Here is a 26,362-nt window from a genome sequence, read left to right as displayed (position 1 = left end):
TGATGGGGTTAGGTATGCGCATTCGCGCGTTGGTTGCTGTCGTAGGACTGTTGCTTACGGCATTGGCCGTCGATGCTGTGGCCGCTACACAGGTTCGCAGCGTCCGCCTGTGGCGGGCACCGGATAACACGCGACTGGTCTTCGACCTGTCCGGCCCCGTTCAGCACAGCGTCTTCACCCTGACGGCCCCGGATCGTCTGGTCATCGATATCAATGGTGCGACCCTCGGCGGCCCGCTGAACGTCGCCACGGCCAACACCCCCATTACCGCGATGCGCTCGGCGCAGCGCACCCCTAGCGATTTGCGGGTGGTCATCGACCTGAAAAAGGCCGTCACGCCGAAAAGCTTCACCCTGGCGCCCAACGCGCAGTACGGCAATCGCCTGGTGGTCGATCTGTTCGACAATCCATCCGATGCGGCGCCGCCTGCGGCCCCGCCACCGACAGTGACCACTGTGCCCGCCGTGCCTGTCACGCCTGCTGAACCGGCGATCAAGCTGCCTCCGGCCCCGGCTGGCAAGCGCGACATCATCGTGGTGATCGATGCCGGTCACGGCGGTGAAGACCCGGGCGCATCCGGCTCTCGTGGCCAGCACGAGAAGGATGTGGTGCTGGCCATCGCCCGCGAGTTGCAGCGCCAGGTCAATGGCCTCAAGGGGTTCCGCGCCGAGCTGACCCGGACCGGCGACTACTTCATTCCGCTGCGTGGTCGTACCGAGATCGCGCGGAAGAAAGGCGCCGACCTGTTCGTCTCGATCCACGCCGACGCCGCGCCTTCGGCTGCCGCCTTTGGTGCTTCGGTGTTCGCCTTGTCCGAACGCGGCGCCACCTCGGAAACCGCCCGCTGGCTGGCGGACAGTGAAAACCGTTCCGACCTGATCGGCGGGGCTGGCAACGTCAGTCTCGATGACAAGGACCGGATGCTGGCCGGGGTGCTGCTGGACCTGTCGATGACCGCATCGCTGACTTCGAGTTTGAATGTCGGGCAGAAAGTGTTGAACAACATTGGCCGGGTCACGCCGTTGCACAAGCAGCGGGTGGAGCAGGCCGGGTTCATGGTGCTCAAGTCGCCGGATATCCCATCGATCCTGGTGGAAACCGGCTTCATCTCCAACTCCAACGAGGCCTCGAAGCTGGCCACGGCCAGTCATCAACAGGCCCTGGCGCGTTCCATCAGCAGCGGTGTGCGGCAGTTCTTCCAGCAGAATCCGCCACCGGGCACTTACATCGCCTGGCTGCGGGACTCCGGCAAGATCGCCCAGGGACCGCGTGATCACCGGGTCAACCCGGGGGAAACCCTGGCCATGATCGCCGTGCGCTATCAGGTGTCGGCGGCCACCCTGCGCAGTGCCAACAATCTGAAAAGCGATGAGTTGAAAGTGGGGCAGGTCCTGACCATCCCCGGTACAGAATTGGCGGCCAAGGAATGAGTGATACGGTAATCAGCGGCGCGCGCATCGAGCTGCTCAGTCCGCGGCTGGCCAACCAGATTGCGGCGGGTGAGGTTGTTGAGCGTCCAGCCTCGGTGATCAAGGAACTGTTGGAAAACAGCCTGGATTCGGGCGCCAAACGCATCGATGTGGATGTCGAGCAGGCCGGGGTCAAGCTGTTGCGGGTTCGTGATGACGGCAGCGGCATTTCCTCCGACGACCTGCCGTTGGCTCTGGCGCGACACGCCACCAGCAAGATCCGTGACCTGGAAGACCTGGAACGGGTGATGAGCCTGGGCTTTCGCGGTGAGGCCCTGGCCTCCATCAGTTCCGTGGCGCGGCTGACCCTGACCTCGCGGACCCGGGATGCCGAGCAGGCCTGGCAAGTGGAAACCGAAGGTCGGGACATGGCACCGAGGGTTCAGCCGGCGGCCCATCCGGTGGGTACTTCGGTGGAGGTGCGCGACCTGTTCTTCAATACACCGGCCCGACGCAAGTTCCTCAAGGCCGAGAAAACCGAGTTCGATCACCTGCAGGAGGTGATCAAGCGCCTGGCCCTGGCGCGCTTCGATGTGGCGTTCCACTTGCGCCACAACGGCAAAAGCATTCTCAGCCTGCACGAAGCCAAGGACGACGCGGCTCGTGCCCGGCGGGTGGCGGCGGTGTGCGGTTCGGGCTTCCTGGAGCAGGCGCTGCCCATCGCGGTGGAGCGCAATGGCCTGCATCTATGGGGCTGGGTGGGGTTGCCGACGTTCTCCCGCAGCCAGGCGGACTTGCAGTATTTCTACGTCAACGGCCGTGCGGTGCGGGACAAACTGGTGGCCCACGCGGTTCGCCAGGCTTATCGCGATGTGCTGTTCAACGGTCGGCATCCGACGTTTGTGCTGTTTTTCGAGGTCGATCCGTCGGCGGTCGACGTCAATGTGCACCCGACCAAGCACGAAGTGCGCTTTCGCGATGGGCGCATGGTCCACGACTTCCTGTATGGCACTTTGCACCGGGCCCTGGGAGATGTGCGCCCCGAAGACCAGCTGGCGGCGCCGGCAGCGGTGGCCGGTATCGTGCGCCCGAGCGGTATCGAGGCCGGTGAGTTCGGGCCGCAAGGCGAGATGCGCCTGGCTGCGAACCTGGCCCTGGAACAGCCTCAGTCCGAACCGGGTTACAGCGCTCCGGGTTCCGCGGCTGGCAACGGCTATCAGTACCAGTACACGCCGCGTCCCCAGCCGGTGTTGCCGGCGGCGGAAGCACAAGGCGTCTATCGTGAATTCTTTGCCCCGTTGCCGGGAGCGGCGGCTACCGCCCTGCCGGAAGGGCAGGAGGACATTCCGCCTCTGGGCTACGCCCTGGCCCAGCTCAAGGGCATCTATATCCTTGCGGAGAATGCGCTGGGCCTGGTGTTGGTGGATATGCACGCCGCCCATGAGCGGATCATGTACGAGCGCTTGAAGGTGGCCATGGCCAGCGAAGGCCTGAGTGGCCAGCCGCTGTTGGTGCCGGAGTCGATTGCTGTCAGCCAGCGTGAAGCCGATTGCGCGGAAGAGCATGCCGCCTGGTTCCAGCGGCTGGGCTTTGAGTTGCAACGCCTGGGGCCCGAGTCCCTGGCGATCCGGCAGATTCCGGCGCTGCTGAAGCAGGCCGAGGCCAACCGCCTGGTGCACGATGTGCTTGCCGATCTGATGGAATACGGCACCAGCGACCGGATCCAGGCTCATCTCAACGAGCTGCTGGGGACCATGGCCTGTCACGGTGCCATTCGCGCCAATCGGCGTCTGGCTGTTGCGGAAATGAACGGCTTGCTGCGGGATATGGAAAATACCGAGCGCAGTGGCCAGTGCAATCATGGTCGACCGACCTGGACCCAATTGGGTCTGGACGATTTGGACAAACTCTTTCTGCGCGGCCGTTGATGACTCAGCTTCCTCCTGCGATTTTCCTCATGGGCCCGACCGCAGCGGGCAAGACCGACCTGGCCATCGAGCTGAGCAAGGTGCTGCCTTGCGAGCTGATCAGTGTCGACTCGGCGCTGGTCTATCGCGGCATGGACATCGGCACCGCCAAGCCTTCCAGGGAATTGCTGGCGCAATATCCCCATCGGCTGATCGACATTCTCGATCCCGCAGAAAGCTATTCAGCGGCGGATTTTCGTAGCGATGCCCTGGCGGCCATGGCCGATATCACCGCGCGGGGCAAGATTCCGCTGTTGGTGGGCGGCACCATGCTGTACTACAAGGCGCTGCTGGAAGGCTTGGCGGACATGCCGCCGGCGGACCCGCAGGTGCGCGCCGAGCTTGAACAAGAGGCCCAGCATCTGGGCTGGCAGGCGCTGCATGATCAGTTGGCGGCGGTGGATCCGGAGTCGGCCGCCAGGATTCATCCCAATGATCCCCAGCGTCTGACGCGGGCGCTGGAAGTCTATCGGGTCAGTGGCCTGACGATGACCGCTCATCGTCAGCGTCAATTGGCGCAAAGTACTGAAGCAGGCGCATCGGGACGCGGTCAATTGCCCTATACTGTCGCCAATCTGGCCATCGCTCCGGCGAATCGTCAGGTACTGCATCAGCGTATCGCACAAAGATTCACACAAATGTTGGAACAGGGATTCATTGATGAGGTCGTAGCTCTGCGCTCCAGAAGTGACCTGCACGCCGGGTTACCGTCTATACGTGCTGTGGGCTACCGCCAAGTCTGGGATTACCTGGATGGCAAACTGACGTCAGCCGAAATGCAGGAGCGGGGCATCATCGCCACGCGCCAATTGGCGAAGCGGCAGTTCACCTGGTTACGCAGTTGGGCTGACCTGCAATGGTTGGACAGCCTGGATTGCGACAATCTGCCACGCGCCTTGAAATACTTAGGGACGATCTCCATATTGAGCTGAGTCCTTGCAATTGCCGTCTATCCTTGGGGGTGTGACGGTTTTAGCTATCTGTTTTCCGATTTTTATTATTGATCCTTAAAGGAGTGCGGCACATGTCAAAAGGGCATTCGCTACAAGACCCTTACTTGAATACATTGCGTAAAGAGAAAGTTGGGGTATCCATCTATCTGGTTAACGGAATCAAACTGCAAGGCACGATCGAGTCCTTTGACCAGTTCGTCATCCTGCTGAAAAACACCGTCAGCCAAATGGTTTACAAGCACGCTATCTCTACAGTGGTTCCGGTTCGCCCAATTCGTCTGCCTAGCGCATCCGAATCCGAACAGGGTGACGCTGAGCCAGGTAACGCCTGATAGGAGTCTCCTTTGTTCTTTGAGCGCCACGGTGGTGGTGAACGGGCCATTCTCGTTCACTTGGATGGTCAGGACCCTGAGGCGCGCGAAGATCCGCAGGAGTTTCAGGAGCTGGCATTATCGGCCGGCGCCGAGACCGTCGCGTTTGTTAGCGTGCCGCGTCATCGGCCAACCGCCAAATACCTGGTTGGCAGCGGCAAGGTCGAGGAATTGCGCGACCTGGTCAAAGCCGAACAGGTAGACCTGGTGATTTTCAATCACATCCTCACGCCCAGTCAGGAACGTAACCTCGAACGTGTATTCGAGTGTCGCGTGATTGATCGCACGGGTCTGATTCTCGATATCTTCGCTCAGCGCGCGCGCACCCATGAAGGCAAGCTCCAGGTTGAACTGGCCCAGCTTGAGCACATGAGCACGCGATTGGTCCGTGGCTGGACTCACCTTGAACGGCAGAAAGGCGGTATTGGTCTGCGTGGTCCGGGTGAAACCCAGTTGGAAACCGACCGGCGCCTGCTGCGAGTGCGTCTGCGGCAGATCAAGGCGCGCCTGGAAAAGGTTCGCAGTCAACGTGAGCAGGCCCGCCGTGGCCGCAAGCGTGCCGACATTCCTTCGGTGTCGCTGGTGGGCTATACCAACGCTGGCAAGTCCACGTTGTTCAATGCTGTCACCGCCTCCGATGTGTTCGCCGCCGACCAGTTGTTCGCTACCCTCGATCCGACTTTGCGCCGCCTGGAGCTGGATGATCTAGGGCCGATTGTGCTGGCCGATACCGTGGGATTCATTCGTCACCTGCCGCACAAGCTGGTGGAGGCGTTTCGAGCTACCCTCGAAGAGTCCAGCAACTCCGACCTGCTGCTGCATGTGATCGATGCGCATGAACCCGAGCGTACTGCCCAGATCGAGCAGGTGATGGTGGTGCTGGGCGAGATCGGGGCTCAAGACTTGCCGATCCTGGAGGTCTATAACAAACTCGATTTGCTCGAGGGTGTGGAGCCGCAGATCCAGCGCGATCCGGACGGCAAGCCGCAGCGAGTCTGGTTGTCGGCCCGTGACGGCCAGGGGCTGGATCTGCTCAAGCAGGCCATCGCGGAGCTGCTGGGCGAAGATTTGTTCGTGGGCACCTTGCGCTTGCCTCAACGTTTTGCTCGACTGCGAGCACAGTTTTTCCAGTTGAACGCTGTGCAGAAAGAAGATCACGACGACGAGGGTGTCAGTTTGCTGGCCGTTCGCCTGCCGCGGGCCGAGTTGAATCGGCTGGTCAGTCGCGAAGGTTGGCAGCCGTCGGAATTCATCGAGCAACACACTTTGCAATAAAAGCCTGGGCAAGCGGTTGTGCCGCTGTAGCAGGCATTCTGTAGCATTGGTCGGCGCGCCGTGGGTGCGTCTTTGCTTTATCAGATGGAGAGCGCTATGGCTTGGAATGAGCCGGGTGGCAACTCGAATAATCAGGACCCTTGGGGTGGTAAGCGCCGCAATAATGGCGATCGCAAGGGGCCACCAGATCTCGACGAGGCCTTCCGTAAGCTGCAGGAAAGCCTGAACGGGTTGTTCGGTGGTGGTAAGAAACGTGGTGATGACGGCGGTAGCTCCGGCAAGGGCGGTGGTTTCGGCTTGCTGGGTATTGGTCTTGTCGTGCTGGCGGCCGTGTGGCTGTACAGCGCGGTTTATGTAGTCGACGAGCAGGAGCAGGCCGTGGTGCTGCGCTTCGGCAAATACTACGAAACCGTCGGCCCGGGTCTGAACATCTACTTCCCGCCGATCGATCGCAAGTACATGGAAAACGTCACGCGCGAGCGTGCCTACACCAAGCAGGGGCAGATGCTCACCGAGGACGAGAACATCGTCGAAGTGCCACTGACCGTGCAGTACAAGATCAGCAACCTGCAGGACTTCGTGCTGAACGTTGATCAGCCGGAAATCAGCCTGCAGCATGCGACCGACAGCGCCCTGCGCCATGTGGTGGGTTCCACCGCCATGGACCAGGTGCTGACTGAAGGCCGTGAATTGATGGCCAGTGAGATCAAGGAGCGTCTGCAACGTTTCCTCGACAACTACCGCACCGGTATCACCGTGACTCAGGTGAACGTACAGAGCGCAGCTGCACCGCGTGAAGTGCAGGAAGCCTTCGACGACGTGATCCGCGCCCGTGAAGATGAACAGCGCTCGCGCAACCAGGCTGAAACCTATGCCAACGGCGTCGTGCCGGAGGCGCGTGGTCAGGCTCAGCGCATCCTCGAGGATGCCAACGGTTATCGCGACGAAGTGGTTTCTCGGGCCAAGGGTGAGGCGGATCGCTTCACCAAGCTGGTCGCCGAGTACCGCAAGGCGCCTGAAGTCACACGTCAGCGCCTGTACCTGGACACCATGCAGGAAGTTTTCAGCAACACCAGCAAGGTGTTGGTGACCGGCAGCAAGGGTGGGCAGAACAACCTGCTCTACCTGCCGCTGGACAAGATGATCGACAGTGGTCGTAGCGGCGCTGCTCCGGTAACGGGCTCGGCTGCTGCGGCCAGCAATGAAGCGAATGCGCGCGCTGCGGCTGATCATATGCAGCAACAGCAGCAGACGCGTTCTAGGGAGAGTCGCTGATGAGCAATAAATCGCTGATCGCCCTGATCGTGGGCGTTGTCGTGGCGGTGGTTGCCTGGAACAGCTTCTACATCGTCGCTCAGACCGAGCGCGCGGTGTTGCTGCAGTTCGGTCGTGTGGTCCAGGCCGATGTCCAGCCTGGCCTGCATGTGAAAGTGCCCTATGTGAACCAGGTGCGGAAGTTCGACGCGCGCCTGATGACTCTGGATGCACCGACGCAGCGCTTCCTGACTCTGGAAAAGAAAGCCGTGATGGTGGATGCCTATGCCAAGTGGCGCGTGAAGGATGCCGAGCGCTTCTACACCGCTACTTCCGGCCTCAAGCAGATCGCCGACGAGCGTCTGTCCCGTCGTCTGGAATCGGGCCTGCGTGACCAGTTTGGTAAGCGCACCCTGCATGAAGTGGTTTCCGGCGAGCGTGACGCGCTGATGGCGGATATCACCGCTTCGCTGAACAAGATGGCCGAGAAGGAACTGGGTATCGAAGTGGTCGATGTCCGGGTCAAGGCGATCGATCTGCCGAAGGAAGTGAACCGCAGCGTGTTCGAGCGCATGAGCACCGAGCGTGAGCGTGAAGCTCGTGAGCACCGGGCCAAGGGTAACGAGCTGGCGGAAGGCATTCGTGCCGACGCGGATCGTCAGCGTCGTGTGTTGCTGGCTGAAGCCTATCGCGAGTCTGAAGAAGTGCGCGGTGATGGCGATGCCCAGGCAGCGGCGATCTATGCCAAGGCCTACGGTCAGGATCAGGAGTTCTACGCGTTCTATCGTAGCCTGCGTGCCTACCGTGAAAGCTTCGCGAACAAATCCGACGTCATGGTTCTGGACCCAAGCAGCGACTTTTTCCACTACCTGGAAAAGTCCAAGCCTTGATCAGGCCCTGATCCGGGAACACCCCGCCGGGCGGCTAAAATGCCTCGCGGGGTGATCCTTTGGGAAAACGGGTGTATGATGCGGCAGCCGGGAAATTCCCGGCTTTTTTGCGTCTGCATCTTTGATTGGCCGTGGCTCGTTCAAGAGCCCGGTGAGATTTTTCGAGGAAAATGGTCTGTACAGCTGATTCCTGGCTGCCTGTCCGGCTGAGCTCGCGTCGGATACGACTGTTTTCTGCTTCACTCTAAGGCTGGCCCCAGGCTTGCCGCCCGGACCATAGGGGAATGGCGTAATGGCAACGGTAGACCGCTGGCTGCTGCCAGATGGCATCGAAGAAGTATTGCCGCCGGAAGCGGCGCGCATCGAAGTAGCGCGTCGTCAGGTGTTGGATCTGTTTCAGAGCTGGGGTTACGAGTTCGTCGTTACTCCCCATATCGAATACCTGGAATCCCTGCTGACGGGCGCCGGCCAGGACCTGGATCTGCGCACCTTCAAGGTCATCGACCCGCAGTCGGGCCGGCAGATGGGTTTCCGGGCCGACATCACGCCGCAGGTGGCGCGTATCGATGCTCACACTCTGCGCCGCGAAGGGCCGAGCCGCCTGTGCTATGCCGGCAGCGTGCTGCATGCGCAGCCCCGAGCCTTGTCGTCCTCGCGCAGCCCGATCCAGCTGGGCGCCGAGTTGTATGGCGATGCCAGCCCGAGCAGTGACGTCGAAGTCATCAGCCTGATGCTGGCCATGCTGCAACTGGCCGATGTGCCGGATGTGCACATGGATCTGGGGCATGTGGGCATCTACCGCGGCCTGGCCCAGGCTGCCGGCCTGTCCGGTGCCGTGGAGCAACAATTGTTCGATGCCCTGCAGCGCAAGGCGATCGATGAAGTCATCAGCCTGACCCAGGGCCTACCGGCCGATCTGGCCGACATGCTGCGCTCCCTGGTGGAGTTGTGCGGCAGTCGTGAGGTCCTGAGTGATGCTCGCCGTCGCCTGGCTGGCGCACCGACTTCGGTGCTGTTGGCGCTGGATGAGTTGCTGACGATCGCCGAGCGCTTGTCGGTGCGTTTCCCGGACTTGCCGTTGTACTTCGACTTGGGCGAGCTGCGTGGCTATCACTATCACACTGGTGTGGTGTTCGCGGTTTTCGTGCCGGGCGTGGGTCAATCCATTGCCCAGGGCGGTCGTTACGATGACATCGGCGCGGACTTCGGGCGTGCCCGTCCGGCGACCGGTTTCTCCACCGATTTGAAAACCCTGGTGACCCTGGGGCGTGCTGAAGTCGAGCTACCGTCCGGCGGTATCTGGATGCCGGACAGCACTGACGCGGCACTCTGGCAGACCGTCTGCCAGTTGCGCAGTGAGGGTCAGCGTGTGGTTCAGGCGTTGCCTGGACAACCTTTGGCCGCCGCCCGTGAAGCGGACTGCGACCGGCAATTGATTCAGCAGAATGGGCTTTGGCAAGTATTGCCGCTGGCTTCTTGAGTTTTCCTGCCGGCGGCTGCCGGCACCAAGTTTGCGCGAATGAGGACAAGTGTTATGGGTAAGAATGTCGTAGTCCTGGGCACCCAGTGGGGTGATGAGGGCAAAGGCAAGATCGTTGATCTGCTGACCGAACATGCCGCCGCCGTAGTGCGCTACCAAGGTGGCCACAACGCTGGCCACACCCTGGTGATCGACGGTGAGAAGACCGTGCTGCACCTGATTCCGTCCGGCGTGCTGCGCGAAGGCGTGCAGTGCCTGATCGGTAACGGCGTAGTGGTAGCACCGGACGCCTTGATGCGTGAAATCGTCAAGCTGGAAGAGAAAGGCGTACCGGTGCGCGAGCGCCTGCGCATCAGCCCTTCCTGCCCGCTGATCCTGTCCTACCACGTGGCCCTGGACCAGGCTCGCGAGAAGGCCCGTGGTGAGCAGAAGATCGGTACCACCGGTCGCGGCATCGGCCCGGCTTACGAAGACAAGGTTGCTCGTCGCGGTCTGCGCATCGGTGATCTGTTCCACCGTGAGCGTTTCGCCGCCAAGCTGGGCGAGTTGCTGGACTACCACAACTTCGTCCTGGTGAATTACTACAAAGAGCCGGCCATCGACTTCCAGAAGACGCTGGACGAGTGCATGGAATACGCCGAGCTGCTCAAGCCGATGATGCTCGACGTGACCGCCGAGCTGCACCAGCTGCGTCGCGCCGGCAAGGACATCATGTTCGAAGGCGCCCAGGGTTCGCTGCTGGACATCGACCACGGTACCTACCCCTACGTCACCAGCTCCAACACCACCGCCGGCGGCATCGCCACCGGTTCGGGCGTGGGCCCGATGTACCTGGACTACATCCTGGGCATCACCAAGGCCTACACCACGCGCGTGGGTTCCGGTCCTTTCCCGACTGAGCTGTTCGACGACGTCGGCGCGTTCCTGGCCAAGCGTGGTCACGAGTTCGGCGCAACAACCGGTCGTGCCCGTCGTTGCGGCTGGTTCGACGCGGTGATCCTGCGTCGCGCCATCGACGTCAACAGCATCTCGGGCCTGTGCCTGACCAAGCTGGACGTGCTGGACGGCCTGGAAACCATCAACATCTGTGTCGGCTACAAGAACCAGGATGGTGCAGTCATCGACGCGCCGACCGACGCCGACAGCTACATCGGCCTGGAGCCGGTGTACGAGCAGATGCCGGGCTGGAGCGAATCGACCCTGGGTGCCAAGACCCTGGAAGAGCTGCCTGCCGCTGCTCGGGCCTACATCAAGCGCATCGAAGAGTTGGTCGGCGCGCCGATCGACATTATTTCGACGGGCCCGGACCGCAACGAAACCATCGTTCTGCGCCATCCGTTCGCTTGATAAGTCGTTGATGTAAAAACCAAAGGGCCCTTGATTGGGCCCTTTGTCGTTTCTGTGCGCCGCGCGGCACGACCCTTGCTGTGAAATCCACTTCTAGAGTGCCATCAGAATAATGGCGTCAAAAGTAGAGGGATTTCCTGTGTCGGCCGTTCTCTCACTGTTACAAAGCCGTTTATTGCGGCCTGTGTTCGTTACCCTCGGTATCGCCCTTTTGGTGCAGGTCGTGCTCGCCGTTGCCCTGACTCGGAGCACGGTGACTGCCCTGGAGGCTGATCTGGCTTCGCGTTTGGGTGTCGATAGCCAGAAGTTGTCTGGCGAACTCGAGCAGGCAGGCAAGGAAGTCACTTCCAGCCTGGAGAGCCTGTCCAGCAGCACCCGTCAGCGTCTTACCGCCGGCCTGTCTTCCCGTCTCAAGGAAGAGCAGGTGCAACTGCGTGCGGCCCTGGAAAAGGACCTGAAGGACTCCGCCAATGACATGGCTCAGTTGCTGGCCTCCGTGGCGCCACGTGCCATGTGGGACAGTGATGTGCCGACTTTGTCCGAGTTCGCACGACGTGCCCAGCGTAATCCCAACGTGTTGTTCGTGGTTTATGACGATGCGGCGGGTGAACACCTGACGCGTTACCTGAATCGCGAGAATCCGATCAACAAGGCTTTGCTGGAGAAGGGCAAGGGTGATCGGGCCTTGGACAAGGTGCTGGATGCGGCCAAGAACGATCCGTCGGTCTACTACCTGGAAGCATCGATCAACCCCAATGGGGTCGAGATCGGCAAGGTGCTGATGGGGGTGTCCACGGCTTCCGTGGAGGCGGATATTGCCGCTCTGGATCAGCGTTTTGGGGCATTGATCGCCAGCAGTGACCAGTTGGTCGGCGACAGTCTCAAGGGCGCCTCTGCCGACAGTTCGGCGGCCATGCGTTCACGCTTGCAGTCGGCCCAGGCCACTGCCGCGCAGATGCAGGCCAATACCGCCAGTACGGTGCAAGAGGCGGCAGCGACGCTGCGCTGGCAGATTGGTGTAGGCCTGGCGCTGGTGGGGCTGGCGCTGCTGCTGTTGCTGGCGGTGGTGCTGGGGCGGCGCGTGGTGAACAAGTTGCACCTGTTGATTTCTGCCCTCAATGACTTGGCTGCGGGCGAGGGTGACCTGACCAAGCGGGTGCCGCTCAACAGCAATGATGAGATCGGCGACATGGCTTCGGCGGTGAATCGCTTTGTGGATAAGTTGCAACCCATCGTGCGTGAGGCGGGCGACGTGGCGCAGCGGACCGGGGTCGAGATCGGCGCCATGAGCCAGCGTAACGCTGGCGCCGATGCGGCGGCCGAAGCGCAGCGTGACGAGGTGGCTGAAAGCCTGCGGGCGCTGTCGCAGATGGCTGATGAGGCCCAGGCGGAAAGCCAGGCGATGCAGGCGGCGTTGCAGCAGGTGGTGGAGATCCGTCAGGCCACTGACGAGAACACTCGCACTTCGGAGCAGGTCGGCAGCCTGATTGAGGCCCTGGCCGGGCAGGTGGATACCGGGGCCAAGGTGATCGAGCGCCTGGCTCAGCAGAGCGAGCAGATCGAGGTGGTGCTGACGGTGATTCATGGCATTGCCGAACAGACCAACCTGCTGGCGCTGAATGCGGCGATCGAAGCGGCGCGCGCCGGTGAAACCGGGCGCGGATTTGCCGTCGTGGCCGATGAGGTGCGAGCCCTGGCCAGCAAGACCCAGAGTTCCACTGGCGATATCCAGGCCCATATCGGCGCTTTGCAACAGGGCGCGCGGGAGGCGGTGGCGGCTATTGGTCAGGCCGGTCGTCAGGCCAGCGAGGGTTTGCTGGTGCTGCGTGACAGTGTGCGCCTGCAGCAGACGGTGCAGTCTTCGGTCGAGCAGGTGCATGCCGCGATTGGCTTGGCCACCCAGGCCGCGGCTCATCAGGCTCAGGGTGCGCAAGCGGTGCGTGGGCGGGTGGAAACCATCCATGCCCAGGCCGAGCGGGCGGCCCAGGCGGTGGTGGAAACCACCGCCAGTGGCAAGGTGCTGGACAGCCTGGCGGCGCAGCTCAAGGCCAGCCTCGGCCAGTTCCGCGCCTGACGCTTCGCCGGCAAGCCAGCTCTTACGACCGTTGTGTAGGAGCCGGCTTGCCGGCGAAGTACTTTTCAGCGACTCAAATACATCCGCGTCGTCAGTAGATACACCGGCAGCCCCGACACCAGAATCAGCAGCGCCGCATAAGGTGCCGCTGCCGCAAACTCCACATTCGCCGTATGCGCCCAGACCTCCGTGGCCAGGGTGTTCAGCCCTGTCGGGCTGAGGAGCAGTGTCGCGGTCAGCTCTTTCATGGCATCCAGAAACACCAGGGCAAACGCCGCACCCAGCGCAGGAAAGATGATCGGCAGGGTCACCCGGCAGAAAGCGCTGAACGACGACGCGCCGAGGGTTCTGGCCGCCTCTTCCAGCTGTGGCGCCGCCTTGTTCAGTGCCGTGCGGATCGGCGCCTGGGCCAGCGGCAGGAACAGCAAGGCATAGGCGATCAGGAGCAGCGCCGAGGTTTGATACAGCGCCGGCACATAGTGCAGGGCGAAATACACCAGGGTCAGGGCGATCACCAGGCCTGGCAGGGCGTGCAGCAGGTAGGGCAGGCGTTCGGCCCAGAGCGCCAGCGGCCCCTTGTAGCGCACCACCAGCAGGCCCACTGGCACCGCCAGCACCAGGCACAGACCGGCACCGCCCAGAGACAGTGCCAGGGAGGAAAGCAGCGCCTGGCTGATGGCGGCCACTGGAAAGGCGGCCGATGAGCCCACTGCCAGCCAGTAGGCGAGCATGCCCAGGGGGATGCCGCTGCCGATCACGGTCAGTAGCAGGCAGTAGATTTGTCCCCCAGCGGACCAGTGCCCCAATCGCACTTGTTCGGCGTGTCGTGCTGCGCCCTGGCCGGTGCGCACATGGCGCCCCTTGCCCCGAACCCGCAGTTCCAGGCCCAGCAGGATCAGGCACAGCGCCAGCAGCACGGCTGAGAGCATGGCGGCGTTGGCGTTGCTGAATTCCAGCTCGAATTGCTGGTAGATCGCGGTGGTGAAGGTTTGCAGGCCGATGATCGACAGGGCGCCGAACTCCACCAGCATGTGCAGGGCGATCAGCAGCGATCCGGCCAGCAGAGAAGGCCAGAGCAGGGGCAGGGTGATCTTAAAGAACACGCCCCAGCGATTTTGTCCCAGGGTTCGCGCCGATTCCTCAAGGGCCGGGTCGAGATTGCGCAAGGTGGCTGCCACCGGCAGGAACACCAGCGGGTACTTGGACAGGGTCATCACCAGGATCGCACCGCCCAGCCCTTCGAATCCCGAGCTCAGGGACACCCAGGTAAAGCTGCTGACAAAAGCCGGCACGGCGAAGGGCAGGCACAGCACTACGCCCCAGATCCGTCGTCCCGGAAGGTCGCTGCGTTCCAGCAGCCACGCCAGGGACAGGCCGATGATGGCGCAGGCGATGGTCACCCCGAACATCAGCAGCAGGGTGTTGCTTAGCAAGCGCAATACATAAGGGCGCCATAGCAGGTGCAGGGCCTGCGCCCAGCCGGCCTGCCAGGCCTTGAGCCCGACATAGAGCAGTGGCAGCAGGCTCAGGCAGACCAGCAGCAGGACCGGCAACAGCAACCAGATCGAGGGCCGCTTGCGTCTTGGCACATAGGGCGCGCGTGAGGCGAGGGTCGATAGCGGTGGGTTCATCAATTCAGGCCGACGTCGCGTTCCAGGTCCAGGGCTTGCTCGGCGTTGCCCAGGTCGGCCGGGGTCACTTTGGGCGCCTGCAGTTCGCTGAAGGGCTTGAGGCCGCGCTCCGATTCCATGCCTTTATGCAGCGGGTATTCGGCGGTGGTCTGGGTGATCACTCGCTGACCTTCTTCGCTGGCCATGTAGGCGAGCAATTGCTGGGCTTCTTTGGGGTGCTTGCTGGACTTGAGCACTGCGGCGCTGGAGACGGTGATCAGGCCGCCGACGTCGCCGTCGGTGAAGTAGTGCAGTTTCGAATCCAGCTGGCCCTTTTCCCGTTGCAGGGCGAACCAGTAGTAGTTGTTCACGAGGACCGTAGCGACTTCGCCGTTTTCCACGGCTTTCAGTGCCACCATGTTGTTGCTGTAGACCTTGCCGAAGGCACGCAGCCCGGTCAGCCACTCCTCGGCAGCGTCCATGCCATGCAGCTTGATGATGGCTACGGCCTGTTCCTGGAAAGCACCGCTGGTCGGTACGAAGCCGACCTTGCCTTGCCATTGTGGTTGGGAGAATTCCAGCACTGACTTGGGCAGGTCTTTCTCGTCGATCAGTTTAGGGTTGAAGGCCACCACCCGTACCCGGGCCGTGACACCGATCCACGTGCCGTTGCCCGCCACGTATTCCTTGGGCAGCACGGCCAGGGTTGCAGCGTCGGTCTGGGCCAGCAGGCCTTGCTCGCCGAGTTTGTTCAGGGGCGGTGATTCTTCGGTGTAGATCACGTCGGCGGGAGAGCGCTGGCCTTCCTCGACGACTTGGCTGGCCAGCTGGTTGCTGCTGCCTTTGCGCACATTGACGTGAATTCCGGTCTTGGCCTCGAAGGCTTTGGCGACGGCGTCGCCGACTTCCTTGTGCTGGCCGTTGTACAGGGTCAGGGAAATCTTATCGGCTGCTTGGGTGAGTGGAGATGCCAGGGTCAGCCCCAGCAAAGTGATGGTCAAGCCACGCAGAAGGGATGTTGAAAGGAGGGTGTTTCTGAACATCATTCGCAGGTTTCCTCACTGTTGTGCCGCAAAAACTTGTAACAATCATAAACGATATCGTTTCTCATGTGCGTTTTGCGGGTTCGGCGTCAGGCGAGGGGGTGAGGAAACGGTGGGGGTAGAAACGCAAAAACCCGCTTTCGCGGGTTTTTGTGAGACTTGAAAGCGTCGCTCTCAAGTTTTGAATTGGTGCCCAGAAGAAGACTCGAACTTCCACGACCTTGCGGTCACCAGCACCTGAAGCTGGCGTGTCTACCAATTTCACCATCTGGGCAGTATCGACGTCGTCGCCGTGTCGATGGAGCGCACTATACGGATCGTGTTTTGATCTGTAAACCCCTGTTTTGGATTTATTAAATCAAACACTTAGAATGCCAAAACCCGCTTTCGCGGGTTTTTGTTTGAGCCTTGAAACTGATCTAATCTCAAGCTCTTGAATTGGTGCCCAGAAGAAGACTCGAACTTCCACGGCCTTGCGGCCACCAGCACCTGAAGCTGGCGTGTCTACCAATTTCACCATCTGGGCAGTATCGCTGACGTCTCCGTCGTCGATGGCGCGCACTATACGGAGGCTCTTTTGAACTGTAAACCCCCGATTTCAAAAAAGTTTGAAAAAAGTCTTCGGTGGCATGCATAAGGATGTTTCTGAAGTGAAGCGGCGGATTTTTCCAGCGTTGTCTGAGCCTGAAATTTCCCGTTTCAATACGCGTATGCCAAACTAACCCGCATATAGACAAGGTGAAATTTATCTAATGGCCGATTGGCAGTCCCTCGATCCCGAGGCCGCTCGTGAAGCGGAAAAATACGAAAACCCTATTCCTAGCCGCGAACTCATCCTCCAGCACCTTGCTGACCGGGGTTCGCCTGCTAGTCGCGAGCAACTGGTAGAAGAGTTCGGTCTGACCACAGAGGACCAACTGGAAGCCCTGCGCCGCCGCCTGCGCGCCATGGAGCGCGATGCCCAATTGATCTACACCCGCCGGGGTACCTATGCACCGGTGGACAAGCTCGACCTGATTCTGGGTCGTATCAGCGGCCACCGCGACGGCTTCGGCTTCCTGGTGCCGGATGACGGCAGTGACGACTTGTTCATGAGTCCGGCGCAAATGCGCTTGGTGTTCGATGGCGACCGCGCCCTGGCCCGGGTTTCCGGCCTGGATCGTCGTGGTCGTCGCGAGGGCGTGATTGTCGAAGTGGTGTCCCGTGCCCATGAAAGCATCGTGGGTCGTTACTTCGAAGAAGGCGGCATCGGCTTCGTGGTGGCGGATAACCCGAAGATCCAGCAGGAAGTGCTGGTCACTCCCGGTCGCAATGCCAATGCCAAGATCGGTCAGTTCGTTGAGGTGAAAATCACTCACTGGCCAACGCCGCGCTTTCAGCCGCAAGGCGACGTGATTGAAGTGGTGGGCAACTACATGGCTCCGGGCATGGAGATCGACGTTGCCCTGCGGACCTATGACATTCCCCATGTCTGGCCCGAAGCCGTGCTCAAGGAAGCCGCCAAGCTCAAGCCGGAAGTGGAAGAGAAGGACAAAGAGAAGCGCATCGACCTGCGTGACCTGCCTTTCGTCACCATCGACGGCGAAGACGCCCGGGACTTCGACGATGCGGTGTTCTGCGAAGCCAAGCCCGGCAAGCTGCGCCTGTTCGGTGGCGGCTGGAAGCTATATGTAGCGATCGCGGATGTGTCCAGCTACGTGAAGATCGGTTCGGCCCTGGACGCCGAAGCCCAGGTGCGTGGCAACTCGGTGTATTTCCCCGAGCGGGTGATCCCGATGCTGCCGGAGCAGTTGTCCAATGGCCTGTGCTCGCTGAACCCGAAAGTCGATCGCCTGGCCATGGTTTGCGAGATGACCATTTCCAAGTCCGGCGAGATGACCGATTACCAGTTCTACGAAGCGGTGATCCACTCCAAGGCGCGTCTGACCTACAACAAGGTCAGCACCATGCTCGAACAGCCGAAAACCAGCGAAGCCAAGCAATTGCGCGGTGAATATGGCGATGTATTGCCACACCTCAAGCAGTTGTATGCGCTGTACAAGGTACTGCTCGGTGCCCGCCATACCCGTGGCGCCATCGACTTCGAAACCCAGGAAACCCGGATCATTTTCGGCTCCGAGCGCAAGATCGCCGAAATTCGGCCGACCACTCGCAACGATGCCCACAAACTGATCGAGGAATGCATGCTGGCGGCCAACGTGGCCACTGCCGAGTTCCTCAAGAAGCATGAGATCCCGGCCTTGTACCGGGTGCACGACGGTCCGCCGCCGGAGCGTCTGGAAAAGCTGCGCGCCTTCCTGGGCGAGCTGGGTCTGTCCCTGCATAAAGGCAAGGACGGTCCGACGCCGAAGGACTACCAGGCACTGCTGGAAACCATCAAGGATCGTCCGGATTACCACCTGATCCAGACCGTGATGCTGCGTTCCCTGAGTCAGGCGGTGTACAGCGCCGACAACCAGGGCCACTTCGGCCTGAATTATGAAGCCTATACCCACTTCACTTCGCCGATCCGTCGCTACCCGGACCTGCTGACCCATAGGGCCATCCGCAGTGTGATTCACTCCAAGCAGGACACGCCACACGTGCGTCGAGCCGGGGCGATGACCATTCCGAAAGCGCGCATCTATCCGTACGACGAAGCCACCCTGGAGCAGCTCGGCGAGCAGTGCTCGATGAGCGAGCGCCGTGCTGACGAGGCCACTCGCGACGTAGTGAACTGGCTCAAGTGCGAGTTCATGAAGGATCGCGTCGGCGAGTCCTTCCCGGGGGTGATCACGGCGGTGACCGGTTTCGGTCTGTTCGTCGAGCTCACCGATATCTACGTCGAAGGCTTGGTGCATGTCACCGCCTTGCCGGGTGACTACTACCATTTCGATCCTGTGCATCACCGCCTGGCGGGCGAGCGCACCGGTCGCAGTTTCCGCCTGGGCGATACCCTGGAAGTGCGGGTCATGCGCGTCGACCTGGACGAGCGCAAGATCGACTTCGAGATGGCGGAAAAAACCATCAATGCGCCGATCGGTCGCAAGAAGCGCGGTGCGGCGGACGTTCCTGCAAGCAAGGCGGTGGAAGAGCCGGCGCCGGCCAAGGCGGGGCGTCGCAGCTCCACCAAGGAGAAGGCGGTCGAGGCCTATCGTCCGAGCGACGCGGCGGCGAAAAACGCCGAAGTCCGCAAGAGTCGTGAAATGAAACGGGCGCTGCTGGCCGAAGCCAAAAGCGGCGGTAAAGCGGCGCCTGGGGGAAAGTCCGGCAAATCGGCTCCGGCCAGGGACAGCGACCGTCCAGCCAAGCCGAGCAAACATCGTAAGGGGCCGCCCAAGGCGGGCTCTGCCTCCGGCGCGAAAAGCGGCGGGGCGCGCAAACCTAAGGCCAAGTCATGAGTCAGTTGGAAAAGATCTACGGCGTGCATGCTGTAGAAGCGTTGCTGCGTCACCATCCCAAGCGGGTCAAGCAGATCTGGTTGGCAGAAGGGCGCAGTGACCCACGGGTTCAGGTATTGGTGGATCTGGCGGCGCAGAACCGTGTGTCGGTGGGGCAGGCCGAGCGTCGCGAAATGGATGCCTGGGTTGAGGGCGTGCACCAGGGCGTAGTGGCTGAAGTCAGCCCGAGCCAGGTGTGGGGCGAGGCCATGCTCGACGAGCTGCTGGACCGTACCGAAGGCGCGCCGCTGTTGCTGGTGCTGGACGGTGTGACCGACCCGCATAACCTCGGCGCCTGCCTGCGCACCGCCGACGCGGCGGGAGCCCTGGCGGTGCTGGTGCCCAAGGACAAGTCGGCGACCCTGACCCCAACCGTGCGCAAAGTGGCTTGCGGCGCTGCGGAAGTGATTCCGCTGGTGGCGGTGACCAACCTGGCTCGCACCCTGGAAAAACTCCAGCAGCGCGGCCTGTGGATCGTCGGCACGGCCGGCGAGGCCGAACAGGAACTGTACGATCAGGACCTGACCGGCCCGACCATCATCATCATGGGCGCCGAAGGCAAAGGCATGCGGCGCCTGACCCGCGAGCACTGCGACTACCTGGTGCGCCTGCCGATGGCCGGTAGCGTCAGCAGCCTCAACGTCTCCGTGGCCACGGGCGTCTGCCTGTTCGAAGCCATGCGTCAGCGTGGCGTAAAAGCCAAGGCCGTCGCCAAGAAAGCCTGATCTATCCCGCAGGAGCCGGCTTGCCGGCGAACCACGCCCTGCCGTCCATTGCCGGCACGTTGGCTCCTGCAGGTGATTGTTCAAATAATCACCAATTGCCTTGCGCCGCTGTTCCCCCTTCTCTACAATTGCGCCCCTTGCCGTGACGGCAGGCGCATATGTGCCTACTAACAGGCAAGACACACCAGTGTCATTCACTCCTTGTCTGACCGCTTATAGGCGGCAGGCTACAACCCGTAAGGAGCATTCATGCGTCATTACGAAATCATCTTTTTGGTCCACCCGGATCAAAGCGAGCAAGTCGGCGGCATGGTTGAGCGTTACACCAAGCTGATCGAAGAAGACGGCGGCAAAATCCACCGTCTGGAAGACTGGGGCCGTCGTCAACTGGCCTACGCAATCAACAATGTTCACAAGGCTCACTACGTGATGCTGAACGTTGAGTGCACCGGTAAAGCCCTGGCTGAGCTGGAAGACAACTTCCGTTACAACGATGCTGTGATCCGTAACCTGGTCATCCGTCGCGAAGAAGCCATCACTGGCCAATCCGAGATGCTCAAGGCTGAAGAAAACCGCAGTGAGCGCCGTGAGCGTCGTGACCGTCCTGAGCATGCTGACAGCGCCGATGGCGATGACAGCGACAACAGCGACGCCAGCGATAACGCTGACGAGTAATCCACGGACCTTTTGAGGAGCCAATTACATGGCACGTTTCTTCCGTCGTCGTAAATTCTGCCGCTTCACCGCTGAAGACGTGAAAGAGATCGATTACAAAGATCTCAACACTCTGAAAGCCTACGTATCCGAGACCGGCAAAATCGTTCCAAGCCGCATCACCGGTACCAAAGCTCGTTATCAGCGTCAGCTGGCCACCGCTATCAAGCGCGCCCGCTTCCTGGCCCTGCTGGCCTACACCGACAGCCACGGCCGCTGAGATCGGGCAGTCGACAAGTAGTAAGGGATTGAATGCATGCGCGCCTTAGCTGAGTTCATCATGCGCGGTCGTGTGCAGGCCACGTTAGTCGTGGCCGGATCTGCGGCATTGCCGCTGTTGTTCTGGTTGAGTGCCGCTGCGGGTTGCCTTGTGCTCCTTCGGCGCGGTTCGGATGCCCTTGGCGTCCTTGGAGTCGGAGTGCTTTCAGCATTGATTTGCTGGCACTTCCACAAAGACCCCAGCGTACTGCTGGTGCTGCTTGGGTCTTGCGGTCTGGCGCTGGTGTTGCGCGTCGGCCACTCCTGGAACCGTGTGCTGTTGGCGAGCGTGGCGATTGCGCTGTTGTGTGTAGCGATATTGGGGGCGTTTTTCAGTCCCTTTATCGACGCGGTGACGCAGGAACTTGTAAAGGTCCTGCCACTGATTTTGGGTGAGGCCTACCAGCATCTTTCGGTAGACCAGCGAGCCAACCTCGCTTCACTCATTGCACCTTTGGTGATCGGTTCGATTGCGATGATGTTTCAGATCTTCAGCGTGCTGTGCCTGATTCTTGGGCGCTACTGGCAAGCGTCGTTGTACAACCCCGGTGGTTTTGGTCGCGAATTTCGCCAGATCAGAATCCCCAAGGGACCCTTGATGTTGCTGTGGGCACTGATGTTTGTGGGGCCGGTTCTGAGCCCGCAAATGTGGATTATGGTGCCGTTTTGCAGCGTAGCTCTGGTCCTTGCCGGGCTAGCCCTGATGCACGGGCTGGTGGCACAGAAAAGACTGGCCAATTTCTGGCTGGTCGGGGTGTACGTCACGCTGTTGCCTTTGATGCACCTGCTCGTCCCGTTGCTCGTGGTCATGGCCACTGTCGACAGTCTGGTTGATTTTCGCGGTCGTTTGGCGCCGAAAGACGCTGATAACGGCCCTGCGAACGGTGAAGGTTAAAAGTTAAGAGGTTATTACCAAATGGAACTGATCCTGCTGGAAAAAATCGCCAACCTGGGCAACCTGGGCGATAAGGTAAACGTTAAGGCTGGTTACGGCCGTAACTACCTGCTGCCTTTCGGCAAAGCCACCGCTGCTACCGCTGCCAACCTGGCTGCGTTCGAAGCGCGTCGTGCCGAGCTGGAAAAACTGGCTGCAGAGAAGAAGGCTTCTGCCGAAACTCGCGCTGCGCAACTGGCTGAGCTGGAAGTGACCATCACTGCCACCGCCGGTGACGAAGGCAAGCTGTTCGGTTCGATCGGCACCCACGACATCGCTGATGCACTGACCGCCTCGGGCGTTGAAGTGGCAAAAAGCGAAGTTCGTCTGCCGAACGGCACCATCCGCAACGTAGGTGAATTCGACGTAGCCGTGCACCTGCACGCTGAAGTTGAAGCAACCGTACGCGTTGTCGTGGTGGCTGCTTAAGCAGTACCAAATCGTCTGGCACCTTGTGTGGCTGACGGTTAACATCGGGCACGATCCTGTTTACAGGTCGTGCCCTTTGTCTTTCTGCTGATCCTGATTTTCACCCCCGAATTCCAAGTGGCCATGAACGATATCTCCGCTCCCGAGCAATACGATCTGCAAACCGCCGCCCTGAAGGTGCCGCCGCATTCCATCGAGGCCGAACAGGCCGTGCTCGGTGGTCTGATGCTGGACAACAACGCCTGGGAACGCGTGTTGGATCAAGTGTCCGACGGCGATTTCTACCGGCATGACCACCGTTTGATCTTTCGCGCCATCGCCAAGCTGGCCGACCAGAACATGCCCATCGACGTGGTCACCCTGTCCGAGCAGTTGGACAAGGAAGGCCAGACTTCGCAGGTCGGCGGCCTGGGCTATCTGGGCGAGCTGGCGAAGAACACCCCGTCGGTGGCCAACATCAAGGCCTATGCGCAGATCGTTCGCCAGCGGGCAACCCTGCGCCAGCTGATCGGCATCAGCACCGAGATCGCCGACAGCGCCTTCAACCCCGAAGGCCGCACCGCCGAGGAGATCCTCGACGAGGCCGAGCGGCAGATCTTCCAGATCGCCGAAGCGCGGCCCAAGACCGGCGGCCCGGTGGGGGTCAATGAACTGCTGACCAAGGCCATCGACCGCATCGATACCCTGTTCAACACCGACAACGCCATCACCGGCCTGTCCACCGGCTACACCGACCTCGACGAGAAGACCAGCGGCCTGCAACCGGCCGACTTGATCATCGTCGCCGGCCGTCCGTCCATGGGTAAGACCACCTTCGCCATGAACCTGGTGGAGAACGCGGTGCTGCGCAGCGACAAGGCGGTGCTGGTGTACTCCCTCGAGATGCCAGGCGAATCGCTGATCATGCGTATGCTGTCTTCCCTGGGCCGCATCGACCAGACCAAGGTCCGTTCCGGCCAGCTGGAAGATGACGACTGGCCGCGCCTGACGTCGGCGGTCAACCTGCTCAACGACCGCAAGCTGTTCATCGATGACACCGCGGGCATCAGCCCTTCGGAAATGCGCGCGCGGACCCGGCGCCTGGTTCGCGAGCACGGCGATATTGCCCTGATCATGATCGACTACCTGCAGCTGATGCAGATCCCGGGGTCCAGCGGCGACAACCGGACCAACGAGATTTCCGAGATCTCCCGCTCCCTGAAAGCCCTGGCCAAGGAATTCAACTGCCCGGTGGTGGCCCTGTCCCAGCTCAACCGCTCCCTGGAACAACGCCCCAACAAGCGCCCGGTGAACTCCGACTTGCGGGAGTCCGGAGCGATCGAGCAGGACGCCGACGTGATCATGTTCGTGTACCGCGACGAGGTGTATCACCCGGAAACCGAGCACAAGGGCATTGCCGAGATCATCATCGGCAAGCAGCGGAACGGCCCGATCGGCTTTATCCGCCTGGCGTTCATCGGCAAGTACACCCGTTTCGAGAACCTCGCGCCGGGCAGTTACAACTTCGACGACGACGAATAACGGCGCACGCCATGGTGGTGGCCGCCTGTGGCGAGGGAGCTTGCTCCCGCTGGGTCGCGCAGCGGCCCCATGTCCAGTCGTAACCCAGCTTCAGATAAATTGTCAGCACCGTCACTGCGCCAGCCGCTCGCGTGACATGAAAATGAATTCCGACCCTTTTGGTCGGAATTGGTTATTTTTTGTGCTATATTCCGCGCCCGCGAATTTTCCTGATACCCATCGCGTCCCTATTCAAGCCAACACCGGTCATCGACATGCAAGCAGCCAAGCCGTTATTTGACTATCCCAAGTACTGGGCCGAATGTTTCGGGCCAGCGCCATTCCTGCCCATGAGCAGGGAGGAGATGGATCAGCTCGGCTGGGATTCGTGCGACATCATCATCGTCACCGGTGATGCCTACGTCGATCACCCGTCGTTCGGCATGGCGATCATCGGCCGCCTGCTGGAGTCCCAGGGCTTTCGCGTGGGGATCATCGCCCAGCCCAACTGGCAGTCCAAAGACGACTTCATGAAGCTCGGCGAGCCGAACCTGTTCTTCGGGGTCGCCGCCGGCAACATGGACTCGATGATCAACCGCTACACCGCCGACAAGAAAATCCGCTCCGACGACGCCTACACCCCCGGCGGCCTGGCGGGCAAGCGCCCGGACCGCGCCAGCCTGGTGTACAGCCAGCGCTGCAAGGAAGCCTACAAGCATGTACCGATCGTCCTCGGCGGCATCGAAGCCTCCCTGCGCCGCATCGCCCACTACGACTACTGGCAGGATCGGGTGCGCAACTCGATCCTGATCGACGCCAGCGCCGACATCCTGCTGTACGGCAACGCCGAGCGGGCCATCGTCGAAGTGGCCCAGCGCCTGTCCTACGGCCACAAGATCGAAGACATCACTGACGTGCGCGGCACCGCCTTCATCCGCCGCGACACACCGAAAGACTGGTACGAAGTGGACTCCACCCGCATCGACCGCCCGGGCAAGATCGACAAGATCATCAACCCCTACGTCAACACCCAGGACACCGCCGCCTGCGCCATCGAGCAGGAAAAGGGCCCGGTCGAAGACCCCAACGAAGCCAAGGTGGTGCAGATCCTCGCCAGCCCGCGCATGACCCGGGACAAGACCGTGATCCGCCTGCCGTCCATGGAAAAGGTGCGCAACGACCCGGTCCTGTACGCCCACGCCAACCGCGTGCTGCACCTGGAAACCAACCCGGGCAACGCCCGCGCCCTGGTGCAGAAACATGGCGAAGTGGACGTGTGGTTCAACCCGCCGCCCATTCCCATGACCACCGAGGAAATGGACTACGTGTTCGGCATGCCGTATCAGCGCATTCCGCACCCGGCCTATGGCAAGGAAAAGATCCCGGCCTACGAGATGATCCGCTTCTCGGTGAACATCATGCGTGGCTGCTTCGGCGGCTGTACCTTCTGCTCCATCACCGAGCACGAAGGGCGGATCATCCAGAACCGTTCCGAAGAGTCGATCATTCGCGAGATCGAAGAAATTCGCGACAAGGTTCCCGGTTTTACCGGGGTGATCTCCGACCTCGGCGGCCCGACCGCGAACATGTACCGCATCGCCTGCAAAAGCCCGGAGATCGAATCCGCGTGCCGCAAGCCGTCCTGCGTGTTCCCTGGCATCTGCCCGAACCTGAACACCGACCACTCGTCGCTGATCCAGCTGTACCGCAGCGCCCGCGCCCTGCCCGGGGTGAAGAAGATCCTCATCGCTTCCGGCCTGCGCTACGACTTGGCGGTGGAATCGCCGGAGTACGTCAAGGAGCTGGTGACCCACCACGTCGGCGGCTACCTGAAGATTGCCCCGGAACACACCGAGGAAGGCCCGCTCAACCAGATGATGAAGCCGGGCATCGGTACTTATGACCGCTTCAAGCGCATGTTCGAGAAGTACTCCAAGGAAGCGGGCAAGGAGCAGTACCTGATTCCGTACTTCATCGCCGCCCACCCGGGCACCACCGATGAAGACATGATGAACCTGGCCCTGTGGCTCAAGGGCAACGGCTTCCGCGCCGACCAGGTGCAGGCGTTCTACCCGTCGCCGATGGCCACCGCCACCGCCATGTACCACTCGGGCAAGAACCCGCTGCGCAAGGTCACCTACAAGAGCGACGGCGTGACCATCGTCAAGAGCGAGGAGCAACGCCGCCTGCACAAGGCCTTCCTGCGCTATCACGATCCGAAGGGCTGGCCGATGCTGCGCGAGGCCCTGCTGCGCATGGGCCGTGGCGACCTGATCGGCCCGGGCAAGCACCAGCTGATTCCGGCCCATCAACCGGCCACCGACAGCTACCAGAGCGCCCGGCGCAAGAACTCGACCCCGGCTGGCAGCCACAAGGTGGCCAAGGAAACCCGGATCCTCACCCAGCACACCGGCCTGCCACCGCGTGGCAGCGACGGCGGCAATGCCTGGGACAAGCGCGAGCAGGCCAAGGCTGCGGCGTTCGCCCGCAACAAGCAGGCCGCCAAGGAGCGTGCCGACGCCGCCAAGGGCAAAGGCAAGAAGCCGACCCGCAAGCCGGTGGTACCGCGCTAAACCCACAAAACGCCAGCCGCCGAGCTGGCGTTTTGCTTTTAGGGCGCTGGATTTTTTTGCCCGAGCGCGGGCAACAAATCGCCAGGGCTTTGTTAAGGTTGCCGGGTTTTTATCGCCCTAGTGCCGGGATGGCTTGA

Annotated in this window: 20 protein-coding genes and 2 tRNA genes; 18 read left to right on the top strand and 4 right to left on the bottom strand. The window is 61.3% G+C overall.

Annotated features, from left to right (window positions below; translation table 11 throughout):
* Positions 1-2 precede the first annotated feature (2 nt).
* The 10 genes from GGI48_RS12160 to GGI48_RS12115 all read left to right on the top strand — a co-directional run bounded on the left by GGI48_RS12160 (position 3) and on the right by GGI48_RS12115 (position 13,020).
* Entirely contained in the window at positions 3-1,430 is a 1,428-nt protein-coding gene (locus GGI48_RS12160; protein WP_197662855.1) for an N-acetylmuramoyl-L-alanine amidase, read from the top strand.
* Complete coding sequence (mutL, locus tag GGI48_RS12155; RefSeq protein ID WP_179598481.1) at positions 1,427-3,337, top strand: DNA mismatch repair endonuclease MutL; 1,911 nt, start codon at positions 1,427-1,429, stop codon at positions 3,335-3,337. The genes GGI48_RS12160 and mutL overlap by 4 nt, the downstream gene beginning before the upstream one ends.
* Complete coding sequence (gene miaA, locus GGI48_RS12150; RefSeq protein WP_016965254.1) at positions 3,337-4,308, top strand: tRNA (adenosine(37)-N6)-dimethylallyltransferase MiaA; 972 nt, start codon at positions 3,337-3,339, stop codon at positions 4,306-4,308. Before mutL ends, miaA begins: the two co-directional genes overlap by 1 nt.
* Before the next feature lie 92 nt (positions 4,309-4,400).
* Positions 4,401-4,661 (top strand): RNA chaperone Hfq, encoded by a 261-nt coding sequence (hfq, locus tag GGI48_RS12145; protein ID WP_007921378.1) that lies wholly within the window; start codon positions 4,401-4,403, stop codon positions 4,659-4,661.
* A 12-nt stretch (positions 4,662-4,673) separates the two neighbouring features.
* Positions 4,674-5,975 (top strand): ribosome rescue GTPase HflX, encoded by a 1,302-nt coding sequence (gene hflX / locus GGI48_RS12140; protein WP_016965255.1) that lies wholly within the window; start codon positions 4,674-4,676, stop codon positions 5,973-5,975.
* A gap of 96 nt (positions 5,976-6,071) precedes the next feature.
* The gene (hflK, locus tag GGI48_RS12135) at positions 6,072-7,250 is read left to right on the top strand and encodes an FtsH protease activity modulator HflK (protein WP_179598479.1); all 1,179 of its coding nucleotides are present in this window, start codon (positions 6,072-6,074) and stop codon (positions 7,248-7,250) included.
* Positions 7,250-8,119: a protease modulator HflC gene (hflC, locus tag GGI48_RS12130; RefSeq protein WP_016965257.1), complete on the top strand. Its 870-nt coding sequence runs from the start codon at positions 7,250-7,252 to the stop codon at positions 8,117-8,119. The genes hflK and hflC overlap by 1 nt, the downstream gene beginning before the upstream one ends.
* 292 nt (positions 8,120-8,411) lie before the next feature.
* Entirely contained in the window at positions 8,412-9,599 is a 1,188-nt protein-coding gene (locus GGI48_RS12125) for an ATP phosphoribosyltransferase regulatory subunit (protein ID WP_016965258.1), read from the top strand.
* A gap of 54 nt (positions 9,600-9,653) precedes the next feature.
* Entirely contained in the window at positions 9,654-10,946 is a 1,293-nt protein-coding gene (locus GGI48_RS12120; RefSeq protein WP_016965259.1) for an adenylosuccinate synthase, read from the top strand.
* Between the two features lie 139 nt (positions 10,947-11,085).
* A complete protein-coding gene (locus GGI48_RS12115; protein ID WP_047301345.1) occupies positions 11,086-13,020 on the top strand; it encodes a methyl-accepting chemotaxis protein in 1,935 nt (644 codons plus the stop codon).
* Positions 13,021-13,085: 65 nt separating this feature from the next.
* Here the strand turns inward: GGI48_RS12115 and GGI48_RS12110 are convergent, their stop codons facing one another.
* From GGI48_RS12110 to GGI48_RS12095, 4 genes are all read right to left on the bottom strand, one after another.
* Positions 13,086-14,651 (bottom strand): ABC transporter permease, encoded by a 1,566-nt coding sequence (locus GGI48_RS12110; RefSeq protein WP_179598477.1) that lies wholly within the window; start codon positions 14,649-14,651, stop codon positions 13,086-13,088.
* A complete protein-coding gene (locus GGI48_RS12105) occupies positions 14,651-15,676 on the bottom strand; it encodes an extracellular solute-binding protein (RefSeq protein ID WP_103739465.1) in 1,026 nt (341 codons plus the stop codon). The genes GGI48_RS12110 and GGI48_RS12105 overlap by 1 nt, the downstream gene beginning before the upstream one ends.
* 184 nt (positions 15,677-15,860) lie before the next feature.
* Positions 15,861-15,947: transfer RNA gene (locus tag GGI48_RS12100), tRNA-Leu, on the bottom strand.
* A gap of 165 nt (positions 15,948-16,112) precedes the next feature.
* Positions 16,113-16,199, bottom strand: a tRNA-Leu gene (locus GGI48_RS12095).
* Between the two features lie 226 nt (positions 16,200-16,425).
* Here GGI48_RS12095 and rnr point away from each other — a divergent pair.
* The 8 genes from rnr (at position 16,426) to GGI48_RS12055 (ending at position 26,225) form a co-directional block, all read left to right on the top strand.
* Entirely contained in the window at positions 16,426-19,053 is a 2,628-nt protein-coding gene (rnr, locus tag GGI48_RS12090) for a ribonuclease R (RefSeq protein WP_179598475.1), read from the top strand.
* On the top strand, positions 19,050-19,817 hold the full coding sequence (gene rlmB, locus GGI48_RS12085) for a 23S rRNA (guanosine(2251)-2'-O)-methyltransferase RlmB (RefSeq protein ID WP_179598473.1): 768 nt from the start codon (positions 19,050-19,052) through the stop codon (positions 19,815-19,817). The genes rnr and rlmB overlap by 4 nt, the downstream gene beginning before the upstream one ends.
* 249 nt (positions 19,818-20,066) lie before the next feature.
* The gene (gene rpsF, locus GGI48_RS12080) at positions 20,067-20,492 is read left to right on the top strand and encodes a 30S ribosomal protein S6 (protein WP_011058949.1); all 426 of its coding nucleotides are present in this window, start codon (positions 20,067-20,069) and stop codon (positions 20,490-20,492) included.
* A 28-nt stretch (positions 20,493-20,520) separates the two neighbouring features.
* Positions 20,521-20,751 carry a 30S ribosomal protein S18 gene (rpsR, locus tag GGI48_RS12075; protein ID WP_002551829.1) on the top strand — a complete coding sequence of 77 codons (231 nt, stop codon included), beginning with the start codon at positions 20,521-20,523 and terminating at the stop codon, positions 20,749-20,751.
* Between the two features lie 36 nt (positions 20,752-20,787).
* Entirely contained in the window at positions 20,788-21,684 is an 897-nt protein-coding gene (locus GGI48_RS12070) for a hypothetical protein (protein ID WP_179598471.1), read from the top strand.
* A gap of 21 nt (positions 21,685-21,705) precedes the next feature.
* On the top strand, positions 21,706-22,152 hold the full coding sequence (gene rplI, locus GGI48_RS12065; protein WP_007921484.1) for a 50S ribosomal protein L9: 447 nt from the start codon (positions 21,706-21,708) through the stop codon (positions 22,150-22,152).
* Between the two features lie 123 nt (positions 22,153-22,275).
* The gene (gene dnaB / locus GGI48_RS12060) at positions 22,276-23,673 is read left to right on the top strand and encodes a replicative DNA helicase (protein ID WP_007921486.1); all 1,398 of its coding nucleotides are present in this window, start codon (positions 22,276-22,278) and stop codon (positions 23,671-23,673) included.
* Positions 23,674-23,927: 254 nt separating this feature from the next.
* Positions 23,928-26,225 carry a YgiQ family radical SAM protein gene (locus tag GGI48_RS12055; protein WP_047283691.1) on the top strand — a complete coding sequence of 766 codons (2,298 nt, stop codon included), beginning with the start codon at positions 23,928-23,930 and terminating at the stop codon, positions 26,223-26,225.
* The last annotated feature ends 137 nt before the right edge of the window (positions 26,226-26,362 follow it).

This window comes from Pseudomonas protegens (assembly GCF_013407925.2).
Taxonomy (GTDB): Bacteria; Pseudomonadota; Gammaproteobacteria; order Pseudomonadales; family Pseudomonadaceae; genus Aquipseudomonas; species Aquipseudomonas fluorescens_AP.
The sequence above is the reverse complement of the archived record's forward strand: the minus strand, read 5'-3'. Positions and strand labels throughout refer to the sequence as shown.